Origin of the sequence: Mangrovibacterium lignilyticum, assembly GCF_010882175.1 — a bacterium.
In the GTDB taxonomy this organism is placed as follows: Bacteria; Bacteroidota; Bacteroidia; order Bacteroidales; family Prolixibacteraceae; genus Mangrovibacterium; species Mangrovibacterium lignilyticum.
The window spans coordinates 306,351-321,858 of the sequence record NZ_WKLH01000002.1; the positions used below are offsets into that span (position 1 = coordinate 306,351).

At 46.2% G+C, this 15,508-nt stretch carries 12 protein-coding genes; 9 read left to right on the forward strand and 3 right to left on the reverse strand.

What is annotated here, in order from left to right; all coding sequences use genetic code 11:
* Positions 1-5 precede the first annotated feature (5 nt).
* Genes GJV22_RS08665 through GJV22_RS08680 form a run of 4 tightly spaced genes read left to right on the forward strand, consistent with a single transcriptional unit; the run spans position 6 to position 4,486 of the window.
* Positions 6-476, forward strand: a complete 471-nt coding sequence (locus GJV22_RS08665) for a DUF4381 domain-containing protein (RefSeq protein WP_163711744.1) — start codon at positions 6-8, stop codon at positions 474-476.
* Positions 469-1,518: a VWA domain-containing protein gene (locus GJV22_RS08670; RefSeq protein ID WP_205461799.1), complete on the forward strand. Its 1,050-nt coding sequence runs from the start codon at positions 469-471 to the stop codon at positions 1,516-1,518. Before GJV22_RS08665 ends, GJV22_RS08670 begins: the two co-directional genes overlap by 8 nt.
* Positions 1,515-3,158: a vWA domain-containing protein gene (locus tag GJV22_RS08675; RefSeq protein WP_163711747.1), complete on the forward strand. Its 1,644-nt coding sequence runs from the start codon at positions 1,515-1,517 to the stop codon at positions 3,156-3,158. Before GJV22_RS08670 ends, GJV22_RS08675 begins: the two co-directional genes overlap by 4 nt.
* Positions 3,155-4,486 carry a BatD family protein gene (locus GJV22_RS08680; RefSeq protein ID WP_163711750.1) on the forward strand — a complete coding sequence of 444 codons (1,332 nt, stop codon included), beginning with the start codon at positions 3,155-3,157 and terminating at the stop codon, positions 4,484-4,486. The genes GJV22_RS08675 and GJV22_RS08680 overlap by 4 nt, the downstream gene beginning before the upstream one ends.
* 30 nt (positions 4,487-4,516) lie before the next feature.
* Here the strand turns inward: GJV22_RS08680 and GJV22_RS08685 are convergent, their stop codons facing one another.
* Entirely contained in the window at positions 4,517-6,961 is a 2,445-nt protein-coding gene (locus GJV22_RS08685; RefSeq protein ID WP_163711753.1) for a helix-turn-helix domain-containing protein, read from the reverse strand.
* A 470-nt stretch (positions 6,962-7,431) separates the two neighbouring features.
* On the opposite strand from GJV22_RS08685, the gene GJV22_RS08690 reads away from it, so the two are divergent.
* Entirely contained in the window at positions 7,432-10,056 is a 2,625-nt protein-coding gene (locus tag GJV22_RS08690) for an MGH1-like glycoside hydrolase domain-containing protein (RefSeq protein ID WP_163711756.1), read from the forward strand.
* A 150-nt stretch (positions 10,057-10,206) separates the two neighbouring features.
* On the opposite strand, the gene GJV22_RS08695 is transcribed toward GJV22_RS08690, so the two are convergent.
* Positions 10,207-10,890, reverse strand: coding sequence for a hypothetical protein (locus tag GJV22_RS08695; protein ID WP_163711758.1), 684 nt, complete (start codon positions 10,888-10,890; stop codon positions 10,207-10,209).
* A 1,068-nt stretch (positions 10,891-11,958) separates the two neighbouring features.
* On the opposite strand from GJV22_RS08695, the gene GJV22_RS08700 reads away from it, so the two are divergent.
* Positions 11,959-12,168 (forward strand): DUF5808 domain-containing protein, encoded by a 210-nt coding sequence (locus tag GJV22_RS08700; RefSeq protein WP_163711155.1) that lies wholly within the window; start codon positions 11,959-11,961, stop codon positions 12,166-12,168.
* Positions 12,169-12,288: 120 nt separating this feature from the next.
* Here the strand turns inward: GJV22_RS08700 and GJV22_RS08705 are convergent, their stop codons facing one another.
* Positions 12,289-13,407, reverse strand: coding sequence for a succinylglutamate desuccinylase/aspartoacylase family protein (locus GJV22_RS08705; RefSeq protein ID WP_163711761.1), 1,119 nt, complete (start codon positions 13,405-13,407; stop codon positions 12,289-12,291).
* A 414-nt stretch (positions 13,408-13,821) separates the two neighbouring features.
* Here GJV22_RS08705 and GJV22_RS08710 point away from each other — a divergent pair, with 414 nt between their 5' ends.
* The 3 genes from GJV22_RS08710 to GJV22_RS08720 all read left to right on the forward strand — a co-directional run bounded on the left by GJV22_RS08710 (position 13,822) and on the right by GJV22_RS08720 (position 15,433).
* The gene (locus GJV22_RS08710) at positions 13,822-14,007 is read left to right on the forward strand and encodes a general stress protein CsbD (RefSeq protein WP_163711763.1); all 186 of its coding nucleotides are present in this window, start codon (positions 13,822-13,824) and stop codon (positions 14,005-14,007) included.
* An 86-nt stretch (positions 14,008-14,093) separates the two neighbouring features.
* Complete coding sequence (locus GJV22_RS08715; protein WP_163711766.1) at positions 14,094-14,285, forward strand: cold-shock protein; 192 nt, start codon at positions 14,094-14,096, stop codon at positions 14,283-14,285.
* Positions 14,286-14,446: 161 nt separating this feature from the next.
* Complete coding sequence (locus GJV22_RS08720) at positions 14,447-15,433, forward strand: lipoate--protein ligase (protein ID WP_163711769.1); 987 nt, start codon at positions 14,447-14,449, stop codon at positions 15,431-15,433.
* Positions 15,434-15,508 lie beyond the last annotated feature (75 nt).

A 15,508-nucleotide genomic window follows, 5' to 3' on the forward strand; every position in this document is an offset into this window, starting at 1 on the left:
TAGCTATGCTTCCACAATCAAACATAGAAGCCCCGGAGATAATGGTTCCGGATCCTATCGCATTTTCATTTGAGGCAATCGGCTGGAGCATTTTGTTTGCCTTGCTTGCATTGGTTGTTGTCCTCACCATCGGGTTTTTCGTGTATCGCTACTACAAAAACAGATACAGGCGCGAGGCTATCAAAGAGCTGAGTGCATTGACTGAATCCGGGCTATCGAACCAACAATTGACTGAGAAGATGGGCGAGTGGTTAAAAATAGTCGCAATGTATCGCTATGGGCGTCTCCAAGTGGCCGGGCTCTTTGGCGAAGACTGGCTCAGCTTTCTATTGGGAAAGTACAAGAGAGCCGATAAGGGGCACTTACAGTCCGTGGTTTTTGGGGTTTACAACCCCGGTTACAATAAAGGGTTGGACGACAAGGATTATCAGAATATTGTTGAATCGGTCAAAAAATGGATCAAGCATCATGGGTGAAAGTTTTGAATTTGCATATCAGTGGGTACTTTACCTGTTTCCGCTGCCACTTTTAATGATCTATCTATTTCCGCCCATGCGGGTGCGAAAGACTGCCCTGCGTGCCCCATTTTTCATGCATGCAGTAGCGGCCGGTGGCGACAAACCCAATCCCAGCGTCCGGCAACTGAAACGCCCCTGGCTTCGTTCGCTCATTGTGTGGATCTCCTGGGCTTTAATTCTGACGGCTGTTGCCAGGCCGCAACTGGTGGGTGAGCCCGAGCAAAAGATTAAAACAACCCGGAACATGCTTATCGTAGCCGATCTGTCGTTTAGCATGGTTCAAAAAGACTGGACCCTGAATAGTGAAGCGGTTAGTCGTTGGGATGCCGTGAAGCACCTGCTTGCTGATTTTATTGCTGAACGCAAAAGCGACCGGATCGGGGCTGTCTTGTTTGGTTCAAACGCTTATACACTGGCCCCGTTTACCAGTGACTTAAGTTCCTTGCAGCTTATGCTTGACGATACTGGGGTTGGCATGGCCGGCCAGCAAACCAATATTGGCCGGGCTATCGGGAAAGGAATTGAGCTTTTCGACAACGATACCCTTCCTCAGAGAGTTATGTTGCTGATCACTGATGGTTCTGACAGCGGCATTGGTATGTCGCCGACAGATGCTGCAGTTCTGGCGCAGCAGGATAGCATTACCATTCACACCATCGGTATTGGTGACCCTGCAAAACCGGGATCCGACCTTGACGAAGAGATGTTGCAAAATATTTCAGAATTAACAGGAGGGCAATATTTTCTGGCCATGGACTCGGAGGCGATGAGCCGGGTGTATGAAACGCTCGACGAACTGGAGCCTATTGATTATGAGGTGGAAACTTATACGCCGGTGGAAGAACTGTATTATTATCCCCTAATCGCAGTGATTCTCCTCAGTATGGTGTTTCAATACACCATGGGGATTATTCGCTTATTGAAAAGCTTGGCACAAGCCGCCGGGAAGAACGTAACGCGTCCAAATCCAGCGGACGAATTCAAAACAGAACGAATATGAATTGGATACCTGACTGGGAACTGTTTCATTGGTTGCGACCTCAATTTTTGTGGTTGCTTCTTCCTGCAATATTATCTCCGTTGCTTTACCTGCGGGCTAAACAGCGCAAGGAGAACTGGATAAATAATGTGGCGCCTCACCTGCGAAAGTTTGTTGTACTGAAAGGCAATAACAGGGCTTTGTATGTTGCCCGTACATCTTTATTTATTGTCTGGATATTGCTTGTTGTTGCCATCAGCGGTCCAACCTGGAAACAAATTGAAAAGCCCGGTGGCGAAATTGAAAGTTCAGCGATGTTTATTTTGAAAGTTGCACCGTCGATGTTACTGGACGATTTGCAGCCGAACCGTCTGGAACGTGCCAAATTTAAAGTAAACGACCTGCTGGATGCAAAACCCGGTGTTCGGGTGGGACTAATTGCCTATGCCGGCACAGCTCATCTGGTTATTCCACCGACCATCGATTACTCCACCATATTGACCCATTTGGGAGCCATTGAACCCCGAATTATGCCGTTTGAAGGGGAAGATTTAGGTGCAGCAGTCAGCCTTGCGGATACCGTGCTGATTGACAACGAAGCTCCTTCAAACTATATTTTGCTGACCGATAAGCTTGGAGCGAATGAAATTGCTTTGCTGGAGAAACGTTTTAAGGGATCGAAGGACCTCTTGACGATTATGCCATTGTCGCCGGAGAGTGGACTGTCCTCAAGCGCCCAGGCCGGAAACAGTCTGCCGGATCCCCTGAAACAACTGGAAAATGTCAGCATCATTCAACTAACGCTCGACAACAGCGATATGGAACAACTGGCAGCACAGCTATACGAAAAACGCCTGTTCAAGGAATCTCCGGAAGTGCAGGAGACTTTATGGATCGAATTTGGTTACTTCCTGACCATTCCCATTCTGTTGATTGTCCTGATGTGGTTCCGCCGTGGATTTATGGTAACCGCTTCGCTGGCTTTATTTATGCTGACAAGTTGTTCGAACACCACCGATAATGCCTGGTCGCGCCTTTGGTACTCTGCCGATTACATGGCACAAAAACAGTTTGAAGCAGGCGACTATGCCGCGGCGGCAAATACTTTCGAGTCGAATTTGCACAAAGGGATTGCGTATTTAAAACTGGGCGACTACGAAGAGGCTGCTAAAAGCCTGCAACAAGACACGACCGCCATTGGCCAATACAACTTGGGGGTAGCTTATATGAAAATGGGCAACTACAAAGCAGCATTGAATGCATTTGCCCTTGCCGATCAATTGGATGATAACTTCACGAAAGCAAAGGAAACCGAACAGCAACTTAATGATTGGATTCAATCTCAAGCATTGGCTGAACTCGAAGAAGCCATTCCCGACCTCAGTGATTTGGAAGATCAGTCTACCGAAAATACAAACCCCGATGAGGATTTTGGAGGAGGGGGGCAGGAAGCTACCGAAGAACAGATGAAAGAAGACCGCATGATGGAAGAAGTGGAAGATGAAATGCATGGCGGCAAAGAAGAGGATGAAATACCTGAAGAGTTTGAGATGAACAACGAATTAGACGCCAAAAAAATCATGATTCGTGATGTAGCTGAAGATCCCGGTGAGTTTTTGAAAAAGAAGTTTGAGTATCAAAATAAAAAGCGAAACCAATGAGTCGATTGTTTTTAATACTGACGATACTGGCTTGTGCTTTTTCCACCAACGCGCAGGAAACCTTCGTGTCAGCCAAATTAACCCCAGGCGACGTGTATGTCGGGCAACCGGCAAAACTGTCGATTACCACTTACACCAACACCTGGTTCACAAGCGCTGCCAAAATACCACCGTTGGTTTTGTCCAATGCATTTGTGGTTCCCTCTGAGAATAATGTCGGAACTGAAAGCATTAACGGAACCACCTTTAGCTACGTCTCGACTAATTTTATGATCTATCCGTATTCGAACGAAACGGTAGAAATCCCCGTGCTCAATATCATACTCTTCACCCCCGAACCCGGCGGTTTTAAAGGAAAAGAGAAAACAGTCCGATCGAAAGCACAGAAACTCTTGGTTAGCGACGCTCCCGTATCAGTCGATAAAAGTCAATGGTTGGTCGCCAATTGGCTCAGCGTTAAACAAAACTGGTCAAAGTCGCTCAAGGCTGTTAAAGTCGGTGATGTTGTTGACCGGGAAATCAGTTGGTCGGCCAGTGGCACCATGGCGGCCTTTTTCCCCGACATTGACTGGGTCAAAACTGATGGTCTGAGTGTTTATCCGGAATTGCCCGGTAGCAACACCAAAATGCCGGAACGAGGCTCTGAGCAGATAGCCTATAAGAAACAAAAAATCTCTTATCTGTTCGAGCGGGAAGGGCGCATTACGCTGCCTGCCATAAAGATGGGCTATTGGCATGCACGTCAAAATCGCTGGATCGATCGTTCCCTTCCTGAAATAATCGTTGAAGTAGCAGCCAATCCCGATCTGGCGATGTTAGCATCCGTGCGCGATTCACTGAGCCAGCTAACAGCCGATCCGACTCAGAACAGTGATTTGGAAAATGAAGCTGCTTTTCAATGGAAAACACTGCTGCCGCTTTTGCTGAAGATTGCTGCTTTAGCAATATTGCTGGGCTTGCTGGTTTATTATATTCGGCTGTTTATCCTTAAGCGGAAGCTCTATTTGCAAAGCAATACCCATCAGTTAAGCAAGCTAAAGCAAGCCTTGAGTAAAGGACAAAAACCAACCATCCAGACAGCGCTTTATCGGTGGATGGATCATTTGCCCACCAGTCGGAGAGAAGCGAATTTCTCCCGGCTTTGCGAAGCAAATCTGGACCATGTCAGCCCGTCATTGAAATCAAGCATCGACCATTTATTCGAGCCTGAGCCAAGCATGCTGGACACCAACGATCAAAAGGAATTGCTAAAAACAGTGAAGGTGCTCCACCGGAAATGTTCTAAAAAGCCCGACAAACAAGCCAGGCGATTACAACTAAACCCGTAAATTCAATGACGAGTGTTTCGCTCCCTATGACTAAGCGTTTTTCAGCCACGCTTGCACCATGCGTAGCTCGCCATAGCTGAATTGATCACCCAAGCCGTTTTTCGCTTCGGTTAAGGTACTTGCCGGGTGCTCTTCCATATAGTTCTGGATTTTATTCAGCTTGTCCAGGTCAATCAAGCGGCTTAACTCCAGCTCGCCGGTTGTTACGTAATGCGCCAGATGCCCCTCGATGGTTGTCACCGCCATATCCCGCTCAGTAGCAATCCGCCCGATACTTTCACCATCCAGAAACCGTTGATAGCTAATCTCCCGTGACGGTACTTTCGGCTTCATCTCTTGAGTATCCAGTTGTGTTTGAACCTCAATTTTCAATTGCTTATCCTGCGCGAAATCGGCGATCTGCTTTAAAATGGCGGTGCCGTAATGCTTTACCGTCTTTTTACCAATCCCTTTCAAATCCAGTAAGTCTTTGGTGCTTACGGGCAAGGTGTTCACAATGGCCACCAACGCTTTTTGGGTCAAAATCTGGTAGGCAGGTACACCCTGTTCATCGGCCAAATCTTTGCGCCAGGCTTGCAGTTTACGGAACAAGTCCGGGTGATTTGTTTCAACGGCCCGTGAAGTTGCAGCCGGTTCTTTTTCGGCCGGAGCCGCTGTTAACAGCGCCTTCGCACGGGTTGGCAAGTAGTCCTTAACCACCAAGCCGTTCTGACAAAGCTGCCAGCAAGCCAGTTTCACATGCAGAATCTCGTTCATCTTCCTGAGGCGTCCGTTAATGTCTTTCTTCACCCCGTGGTTGTCGGTTTCAAAGGTAGCGGCTTTCAGCACCTCCTGCCAGTCCACTTTCAACTTATCGTGAAAATAGGCGCTGGCCTTTTTAATGCGTTCCTGCAAATCGGCGTTGTTTTCCACATCGTCGGCAAGCGATGCCAGCTCGTGTACCTGACGCATAAATTTAGCCGACATCGGAATCATTTCGTTGGTGCATTGTGCGGATATCACTCCCAGCTTTTCGCCGAGTGTTCCCAGCACTGAACCGGCATTCTCGCCAAAGATCTTTACAGCCTGCCGAACCTGGTATTCGTACGTTTTGAAATTGAACAACTCTTCGAGCAAAGCGAGCTGGTAAGCCTTTTGCGATTGCTGCAAATCCTTTTGCTCCGGTTGACTGTCGGCCATGCGGCTGTTAAACCCGTTGACCTCACGGTCGCAAATCACCGCCTTATTAGAGAGGGCGCTGCTCAACACCAACCCTTCCATACTTTTACAGCGGCTAAGTGCCACATAGGTTTGACCGTGAGCAAAAGCAGCCTGCGCATCGATGATGGCCCGCTCAAAGGTAAGTCCCTGGCTTTTGTGAATGGTGATGGCCCATGCCGGACGCAACGGATATTGCAAAAATGAGCCTTCAATTTTTTCTTCCAGCTCCTTGGTGCGCTCGTTCAATACATATTTCACATTATTCCAGAGCTCCCGATCAACCGGAATGGAAGCGAAATCGCCCGGACACCGGACAATGATCAAATCCTCCTCGAAGGATTCTACGGTGCCGATCTTCCCGTTATAATACAGTTTGTCGGGTGAGCTGTCGTTCTTCACAAACATCACCTGTGCGCCTTCCTTCAGCACCAGCTTGTCCGCAGTGGGATAGGCATGGTCCGGAAAAACGCCTTCAACCTTCGCCTTAAATTGATGTGGTCCGGTCGTCAGCTTGTCCATCTCGCGGCCGTTAATGGTGTCGGCTGACGAATTGTGGGTGGTCAGGTGAATGTAACCCTCTTCCTTTTTCGGGTTGAAATCGGGTTGATATCGTTTATTCAGGATTTCGAGCGATTGCTGTGTCAGTTTGTCTTCGCGAATCTCATTCAGAATTTGAATAAAAGCACCATCCGACTGCCTGAAAATATGCTTCAACTCAATGCTGATAACCTGCGCTTGCTGAAAGGCTTTGCTGCCAAAAAAGAACAGGCTGCTGTAGTGCGACCGCAGGATGTTCCACTCGTCGTTTCGGACCACCGGAGCCAGCTGCTGCAGATCGCCGATCATAAGTAATTGCACACCACCAAAAGGCTGAAAACGGTTCCGGTACTTCCGCAGCACCCGGTCAATTCCATCGAGCAAATCGGCCCGCACCATACTGATCTCATCAATGATCAGCAGATCCAACGAGCGGATGATATCAATCTTGCGTTTGGTAAATTTGTGGCTGTTCAGCTCATTTTGCTCATTGGCACCTTCGGGCACCGGCAAAATAGGGCCAAATGCGAGCTGAAAAAAGGAGTGAATGGTTACCCCGCCGGCATTAATAGCTGCAACACCCGTTGGTGCCAACACCACCGAACGTTTCCATGCCAGGTTTTTCAGGCGTTTCAGGAACGTTGTTTTACCGGTTCCCGCCTTTCCCGTCAGGAAAATATTCCGATCCGTCAGGTTGACAAAATTCCAGGCCAGTTCCAGTTCTTTGTTGGTTTCCATGTCGTTATCTAATTGGGTGCTTTTGTGGGTTCTCGATAGACCGGCAATTTACGAATAATCGTCCGGACTACCAGTTTGTATTGTCATCAGAAGTTCTGTTTGAAATCCGTTCGCAAATTTCCGGCTCTTTTTTTTAACGCGCAAATCACAAGTCTGCTTCAGCGGTGGTTTTTCTATGAATAAGCCTTATCTCATCTGACATTAAGATATCTATCGGCCGAAAAACTATCAATTTGTAACGATCCCAAAAACATTGTTTACACGATGCCTGATTTCGATGTTAATTTTTAGAAGCCATTATTAACAATCAGAAGGCTTGAGCGTTTATATAGCGAGCAATGCTCGTATTGTTGTTAACTTATACCATGGTTCAGAACAGCACTACGAAATTCACTTTCAAGACAAGTATTTTCAACTCGGAAATTACCTGTTTGACTTTCATAATTCGTTTTTTATAATTGGCAAAAGTGATGGAAAATACAGAAGAAATAAAGCGTTTGCAACGATCGTCCGACAACAGAACCTGGCGGAAGTGGGGGCCTTATGTTTCCGAACGCCAGTGGGGAACGATTCGCGAAGATTACTCGAAGGACGGACAGACGTGGGATGCGATTTCACATGACCACGCACGCAGCAATGCTTATCGCTGGGGAGAAGATGGTATCGCCGGATTTTGCGACAGCCAGCAAATTCTGTGTTTGGCACCGGCATTTTGGAACGGGAAAGACCCTTTTCTGAAGGAACGCTTGTTTGGACTGACCAATGGACAGGGCAACCATGGCGAAGATGTGAAAGAGATTTACTATCACCTCGAATCGTCTCCAACGCATTCGTATTGTAAGTATTTGTATAAATATCCGCAGGAAGAGTTTCCGTACGAGGAACTTGTGGAACAAAACAGGACCAGAGACCGGAACGTGCGTGAGTTTGAAATCACCGATTCCGGAATTTTCGAAGAAGACCGCTATTTCGACATTTTCATTGAATACGCCAAAGCAGGGATCAACGATATTTTGATGAAAATTACGGTGGTTAACCGGGGACCCGAAGAAGCCCTGATTCATGTTTTGCCCCATTTATGGTTCCGGAATTTCTGGAAACACAATGATCGTTTTAAGCGGCCGGAGATCAAAACGCTGGGGGAGAGTACGATTCACACAAACAGCTACCGAAATGGCAGTTTCTATTTTTATCATCAAGGGGGCGAGCAGTTGTTTTGTGAGAACGAAACCAACAACCAGGTAATCTACCAGCTCGAAAACGACTTCGACTATGTCAAAGATGGCATCAACAATCACGTCGTCAACGGCGAAGCATCGGTGAACCCTGCAAAGACGGGCACGAAATGCGCCATTTGGTACACAAAAACAATCCCCGCAGGAGCTTCGGCAGAGATTTGTGTCCGCTTAAGCAAAAATAAGCTGGCCAATCCCTTTGAAAATTTTGAAGAGGCAATTTCCCGCTGCAAAGCCGACAGCGATGCTTTTTACGCCGGTTTGCTGACCAACAGTAGCAGTGACGAACAAAAGTTCCTGGCCAAAAGTGCATTGGGCGGCTTACTTTGGACCAAGCAGTATTACTATTTCGACGTATACAAATGGCTGAACGGCGAACAGGGAAAGACGCCGCCTGAGCGCGACATTGTGCGGAACCACAACTGGCAGCACCTGACCAACCGAAACATCATATCGATGCCCGATAAGTGGGAATATCCGTGGTATGCCGCCTGGGATTTGGCCTTTCACTGCACGTCATTTGCGCACATCGATGTTGGCTTTGCCAAACGCCAGCTGCTGCTCATGCTCAAGGAATATTACATGCATCCCAACGGTCAGATTCCCGCCTACGAATGGAACTTCAGCGACGTGAACCCGCCGGTACATGCCATGGCCGTTTGGCAGGTGTATACCACCGACCGCAAAAAGACCGGGAAAAGTGATTTTGTTTTTTTGGAAAAGGCTTTTCAAAAACTATTGCTCAATTTCACCTGGTGGGTTAACCGAAAAGACGCCGATGGAACCGATGTTTTTGAGGGCGGCTTCCTGGGACTTGATAATATTGGTGTTTTTGACCGAAACAACATGCCCCTCGGTATTATGGACCTTCAGCAGGCGGATGCCACCAGCTGGATGGCCATGTTTTCCCTCAATATGTTGCAGATCTCGCTCGAACTGGCGCAACATAACCTGGTGTACGAAGAGTCGGCTGCCAAATTTTTCCGACATTTTCTGAATATTGCCTGGGCCATGAACAACATCGGCGATAAAGAAATTCCGCTATGGGACGACGAAGACAAATTTTTCTATGATGTAGTCCGCCTCGAGGACGGCAGGAACGAAAAGCTTCGTGTGCGTTCGCTGGTGGGCATTACGCCTTTGTTTGCGGTGGAGGTCATCGACGATAGCACCTTCAAAAATTTACGGCGCTTCAAACGTCGGGCGGTCGAGATTATAAAGTCGCGCCCCGATCTGGCCTCCCTGATTTCCGATATCGAAGTCGAAAACAGTCGCGGTGAATACCTGTTTGCCATTATGCGCAACGACCGGCTCGAAAAGATCCTGGATCGTTTGCTCGACGAAGCCGAGTTTTTGTCGGATTATGGTATCCGGTCGTTGTCGAAATACCACGAAGAAAACCCGTATGCTTTCGAGTATAACGGGGGCAGGCATACGATTGAATATGTGCCCGGCGAAAGCTCATCGCCCATGTTTGGCGGTAACTCAAACTGGCGCGGACCGATCTGGCTCCCGTTAAATTACCTCATTATTATTTCGCTGAAAAAATACTATAAATTTTACGGGCCAACGGTCACTTACGAATTTCCGAAAGGTTCGGGAAAACAACTGAACCTGAAAGAAATTGCCATGGAGTTAACCAACCGCCTGCTTCGGATCTTCGAAAAGAACAGCAGCGTAACCTATCATTATTTCTCCAATCATCCGGTTTATAACCAGGAAAACGGGTCGTTCAACTACCACCAGTTTTTCGAATATTTCAACGGCGATACAGGTGAAGGGCTGGGGGCTTCGCACCAAACAGGCTGGACCTCGTTAATTGCCAACCTGATTATTGAAATGAACGACGATGACGTTTGATTGTTGCTAGCCGCGGATTGCGACAAAAAAAGCCCCGGCAATTCCGGGGCTTTCGACAGATCGATGATAAGAGGTAATAGGCATTAGGCAGGACTATGATCACCAATCTGTATTCTGGTAAATTAACTGGTTTTGCTCGCCAGTCATTCGTCAAAGTGTCTCTTCCTGCACTTCTTCGTCTTCTTCAATCGGGTCTTGCGAACCGTAAATCACATAATCGTTGTAGTAGGCCTCGTTCAGCCCGTTCCAAATATCCTTGCCGGCTTCGCAGATCTCCGAAATCAGCGCATAGAGCTCGTTGGCGGTGTTCTCGCGTTCAATAGTCTTCGCTTCGCGGGTCGACATGGCCTCCTTTTGATCGTCAATGGCATTGTCCAGAACGGCGGTGGCCGCTCCAATTTCGTCCAGCGTTACTGCCGTAATATTCCGCGCAGCCAGTTTGTCTAGCATTTCGTTGCAGGTTAAACAAATATGGTTCGCCAGTACAATGAGATCAGGAGATTTAATATCCTTCAGTTGATTGAAACGCAGGCCTTTGTATTCAACCGATTTTTCGCCCAAGGCATGCTTGCAGCGGTAGCGAAGGCTTACCAACAGGTCGACAACCGTACTGTTCGCTTTATTTTTGGCATCGGTCTTTAGCGTTTGCTGAGCCAACCAGTAGTTGTCGGAAGGTAATTCGCGGAAGTTCGTTAGTTTACTCGCGAAATTGGTTCGGAAGATTTCGTCGTATCCGCGCAAGGCAAATTGAGCGGCATCGCGTAACATCAGGTCATTTACCCGGTCGCCCCGTTGCGTGAGCGTACCCATACTGAAATGAAAATTTGCACTCATAAGTTGAAGATTTATTGGGATTTAAAAATGATTAAACAAAAAGTTACACGAAGTTACGGCCCTCGAATATGATAGTCAATACTTTAGTTATGAAAAACTCACTGTTTCGAAACATATGGTTGAAATTAGCATTTAAATTATGGACATGTAGCTCTTTTATTGCAATTGCATGCTACGGATTATTTTCAGGCAACGGCAGGCTGGTTTTTATGGCAGAGACTTCCGACAATCCAAATGCCTGTATCGCCAATAATGGCGCGCCCTTAGCAAGCTTTTTAGATTTGAGGAAATGCCTGCGAAAGGCGAGGAAAACGCTGCGAAAGGTGAGATAATAACTGCGAAAGACGAGGAAAGCTTTGATCGATAGGAGTGAAGGGCTGCTTAACATGCGAAAAGGTTTCCTAACACCGGGGAAGAGTTTGCTAATTCAGCGGAAGTAAGGACTAACAAGGAGAACAAGCCTACGAACCATGAGCAAGAGCCTACCAGAGACGAGAGCAACACGGCTACCAAAGCGGAAGAGGCTGCTAAGGCCGAGCATCCCCCCGGGAAAAGCGAAGGGAGGACTACTCGCGAATTTCGGACTTGAAAACGATAATTTGGTTTTGATAACTAGTGGATAGAAACGCTGCTTAATAGAAATTATTTTGGAGTAATTTGGGTAAGTTTAAAGACTCAACCTCAATTAACCTTTGATGTTTAAGGAAAGAATTTACCATATCGTTGATAATGGGGCGCACGGTTCAAAATACAATTTGTTTTTTGATTACGGAATAATGCTACTAATCGTGCTAAACGTAATTGCATCAATGCTCGAAACGATCCCTGAAATAGCCTCGGAAGGCTCACGCCCCTTCAGGACTTCGGGTACGTACGAACATATCGGTAACAGGCCCTGATGCTTTGGCACCGTTGGTGCGGGAAAGAGACCCGGATGGAGAACCGAGACAGGCCAACGGCCTGATAGCAATAGCCCGCGGCAACGCCGTGGGAAAAGGAATAAAAAGGAGGTTATCGCCCTGAAGGGGCAATAGCCAACGAATGATAAAAACCAATAACAACAACCAAATGAAACGCAAATTAGAACAAGAAATTCTGGACGCTATGAACCGGGATCCGGGAAACTGGAGAGGTCCGTTTTATGTGAACCGCAAAGATCCGCGGCTGATCGTTCCCAAATACAGTCGCTGGATGGGATTTACGCTAAACTTTGCGAATCCGTTTTCATGGGTGGTCGTTGTTGTGCTTATCGCCATCATTGTGTTGGTTAGTTTGTAAGCCAAACCTGATGCCCGTGCTCCCTTGGTAAAAAGAGAGAAGAGCCTCATAATCCAGCGGTTTCGATCCGCTAAAGGGGGAGATGGAATGAGCCGAATTTTACGAACGCTCAATCACTGATTATTCGTCAATTTTGTCCAATGGTTCATCCACCCGATAAACGTATTCACCTGTAGTGATCGATGGAGCAACTTTGACAAAAGTGACCATTCCCGTTATCGGAGAATGGTATTCTTCGAGCATGTTCCCCCAATAATCGGTGGTATAACCGATTAAGGTGCCTTGTGTAACAAATTGCTCTTTATCGACAAAAGTGTACAAAATTCCGTCGTACGAACTTTTAATTGATTGCTCATTGATGAGATATACGGGGTGTTCATTAACAAAGGGCTTACCTTCGAGCATGCCGATGGTTTTCATCACATTTTTGATGCCCCGTAGCGCGAACTCAACTTCATCCGTTTTAACCATCCCACGATCACCCCATTCAAGGGTGATGGAAACAGCACCCCGGCGAGAGGCTTCCACTTCCGAATATTTAGAAGGCAATGAGTCGGGATAGGAGCTGTAGTCATCGGGAATGAGATATTTATTTCCCATAGCAAGCGCCAGCATTTCCGACTTTTGGCACAAATCGGAATCCGAATTACTTGAGCAGTAATAAATATAGTCGACAACCTGTTCGGTAAACTCGCCGCCATGCATGTCGATGTAATAGTCGCTTTTACTTATAATCTCGGTTGATAGGGTATAGGCAATGCACTCCGAAACCGTACCATCTTTTTTCCCGGGAAATATCCTGTTTAGATTTTTGTGATCGATGGGGCTTAAATACACAGCCTTGGCACGGAAGGCCGGGATGTTGGCAATCTGAACTACCAGAAGTGTTCCCGACAGTTTTGACGGCTCAATCTCCTGAATGATTTTCTGCGCCGTAATGATGGGGACATATTCGGTACCGTGAACCCCGGCAACCAATGTCAACACAGGCCCTGATTTGGCGCCATTGATTATGGTGATCGGAATGAAGGTCGCTTCGTCATTTCCTTGTTCAACATTCAACCTACCTGTAACTTTTTCGCCTGGCTGAGCCAAAATTGAACCGACCGAAAAAAGCATTGGATTTTGAGCAAGAACGCGATTTCCGGCTATTGAGGCTACAATAGCAGCGACGATGAAGAGAAAAAGTTTCCCGGGTTTCAGGTACCAACTATTCGATAAATGGTCAGATTTTTTCATGGTCGTAGATTTTGGTTTATTCGATATTACGAGGAATCGAGTCAAAAGTGAACCTGTGCTTGACTCAAAAACCCGTTAGCGTGCTGTTGGCCTCTTTGGATACAGATAAGATGGAAATCAACGCACTGAAAGGGCATCAGCCACTAATAAATCAACCAATAGGTGACTGATGTAACTTATTTATTGGATATTATAACAGTTCTTGTTTTCAGTTTACTATCTTTGCACCGCTTCTCTCGTCAGATCTCACATTTCTGATCAGGAAAGTGAAAACTCATTTTCTGAATCGGATTACCTAAAAGTTTCGACTTTCAATTGCAAAGCTTTTCTTTTGCGATTTACCTTATTCCGCGACATAGATGATTAAGTTTTCTTTAGAGCTGCATTGTTATTCTTTTAATTAAAATATATAAGATGGGAATAGATTTAGATCAAAAAAAATGGAGTGACATTCAAATTAAGCTACTGAGAAAATATCCACAGTTGACTAATGCTGACGTAATTTGGAGACATGAAACAAGAGATTATTTGATCCGCACAATCGCTACAGGGTTGGGAAAAACGAAGAATGAATTGGAAGAAATCATTGAGCAACTCTAGCTCTCTCCGGATGTTGAGTTGGCGCAAAATCAATTGATGATCGTCGATTTGTCAATCCACTATTAGCACACACAATTACATATTATATGAACAATGGAACAGTAAAGTTCTTCAATGATCTGAAAGGATTCGGATTCATTAAAGACGCAAATTCAACAAAAGAGTATTTCGTGCATTCAACCGGACTGAAAGACAGTATCCGTGAAAACGACGAAGTAACGTTTGACCTGAAAGAAGGTCAAAAAGGATTAAGTGCCATCAATGTTAAACTAGCATAGTTTAAACACATATCGCTTTTAATTAAGAGTCCCGTGTAATAGCGGGACTTTTTTTGTTTCCGTACTTTCAATTCAGGTCGTTCCAGGCAAAATCCGTGGGATTCTCTGAAACTAAAACTCGGTTCTTTTTAATTGACTATTTTTGTGCAAAATTTGGTTTTATGCTGATTATTGATTCTCCATCGAACAACGCTTATTTCAATATTGCTTTCGAAGAATATTTATTGCATCAATATCCCGGTGAAGAGATTTTCCTGCTGTACGTGAATGCCCCCAGCATCATTGTCGGGCGATTTCAGAATACGCTTGCGGAAATCAATCTCGACTATGTAACTAAAAACGGGATTAAGGTCGTTCGGCGGCTGTCGGGTGGAGGAGCGGTGTACCACGATTTGGGAAATCTGAACTTTTCGTTTCATAGTAAAGACGGAACGGATGACTTCGCTGATTTCTCCAGGTTCACCCAGCCGGTTGTTGACCTGTTGAACAAGCTGGACGTACCGGCGAAATTGGAAGGACGCAATGATTTGTTGGTCGACGGCAAAAAGTTCAGCGGCAATGCCAAGCTGGCCCGCAATGGGAAGATGATTCAACACGGAACCATTTTGCTCGACTCCGAGATGCAGGTGTTAAGTGAGGCATTGAAAATTAATCCGCTAAAGTTCAGAGATAAAGCTGTTAAGTCGGCTCGTGCGCGGGTCACCAATTTGATTGATTATTTCCCGGGAGGAATCACCATTGAGAAATTTAAGCAGCTGTTGATCGACCAAATATTGAACGAGAATGATGACAATGCCGCGATTCATCAACTCAATCCGGATGAGGTGGCAAAAATTGAACAACTGGCTGCGGAAAAATACAGCACCTGGGATTGGAACTTCGGCGTATCGCCGGCCTACAATTTCAATAAAGCCATTAAAGTGGCAGCAGGTTTTGTCGAGCTGCACCTGGATGTCAAAAAAGGAGTCATTCAAAAAGCGAAGATTTTCGGCGATTTTTTTGCTTCCAAACCCATTGAAGAACTGGAAGAAAAGTTTGTCGGTGAAAACCATGAGACTGAAAACATCAGGCAAATTTTGTCGTCGGTTAAGCTCACCGAATATTTTGGTCATGTTAGCCCCGATGAACTGCTTGATTTGTTTAAATAGCAACTCCTTCATATATCGTCGGGAGCACTGCATAAAAAAGGTGGCTCCAATCGGAACCACCTTCTGCCTATATAA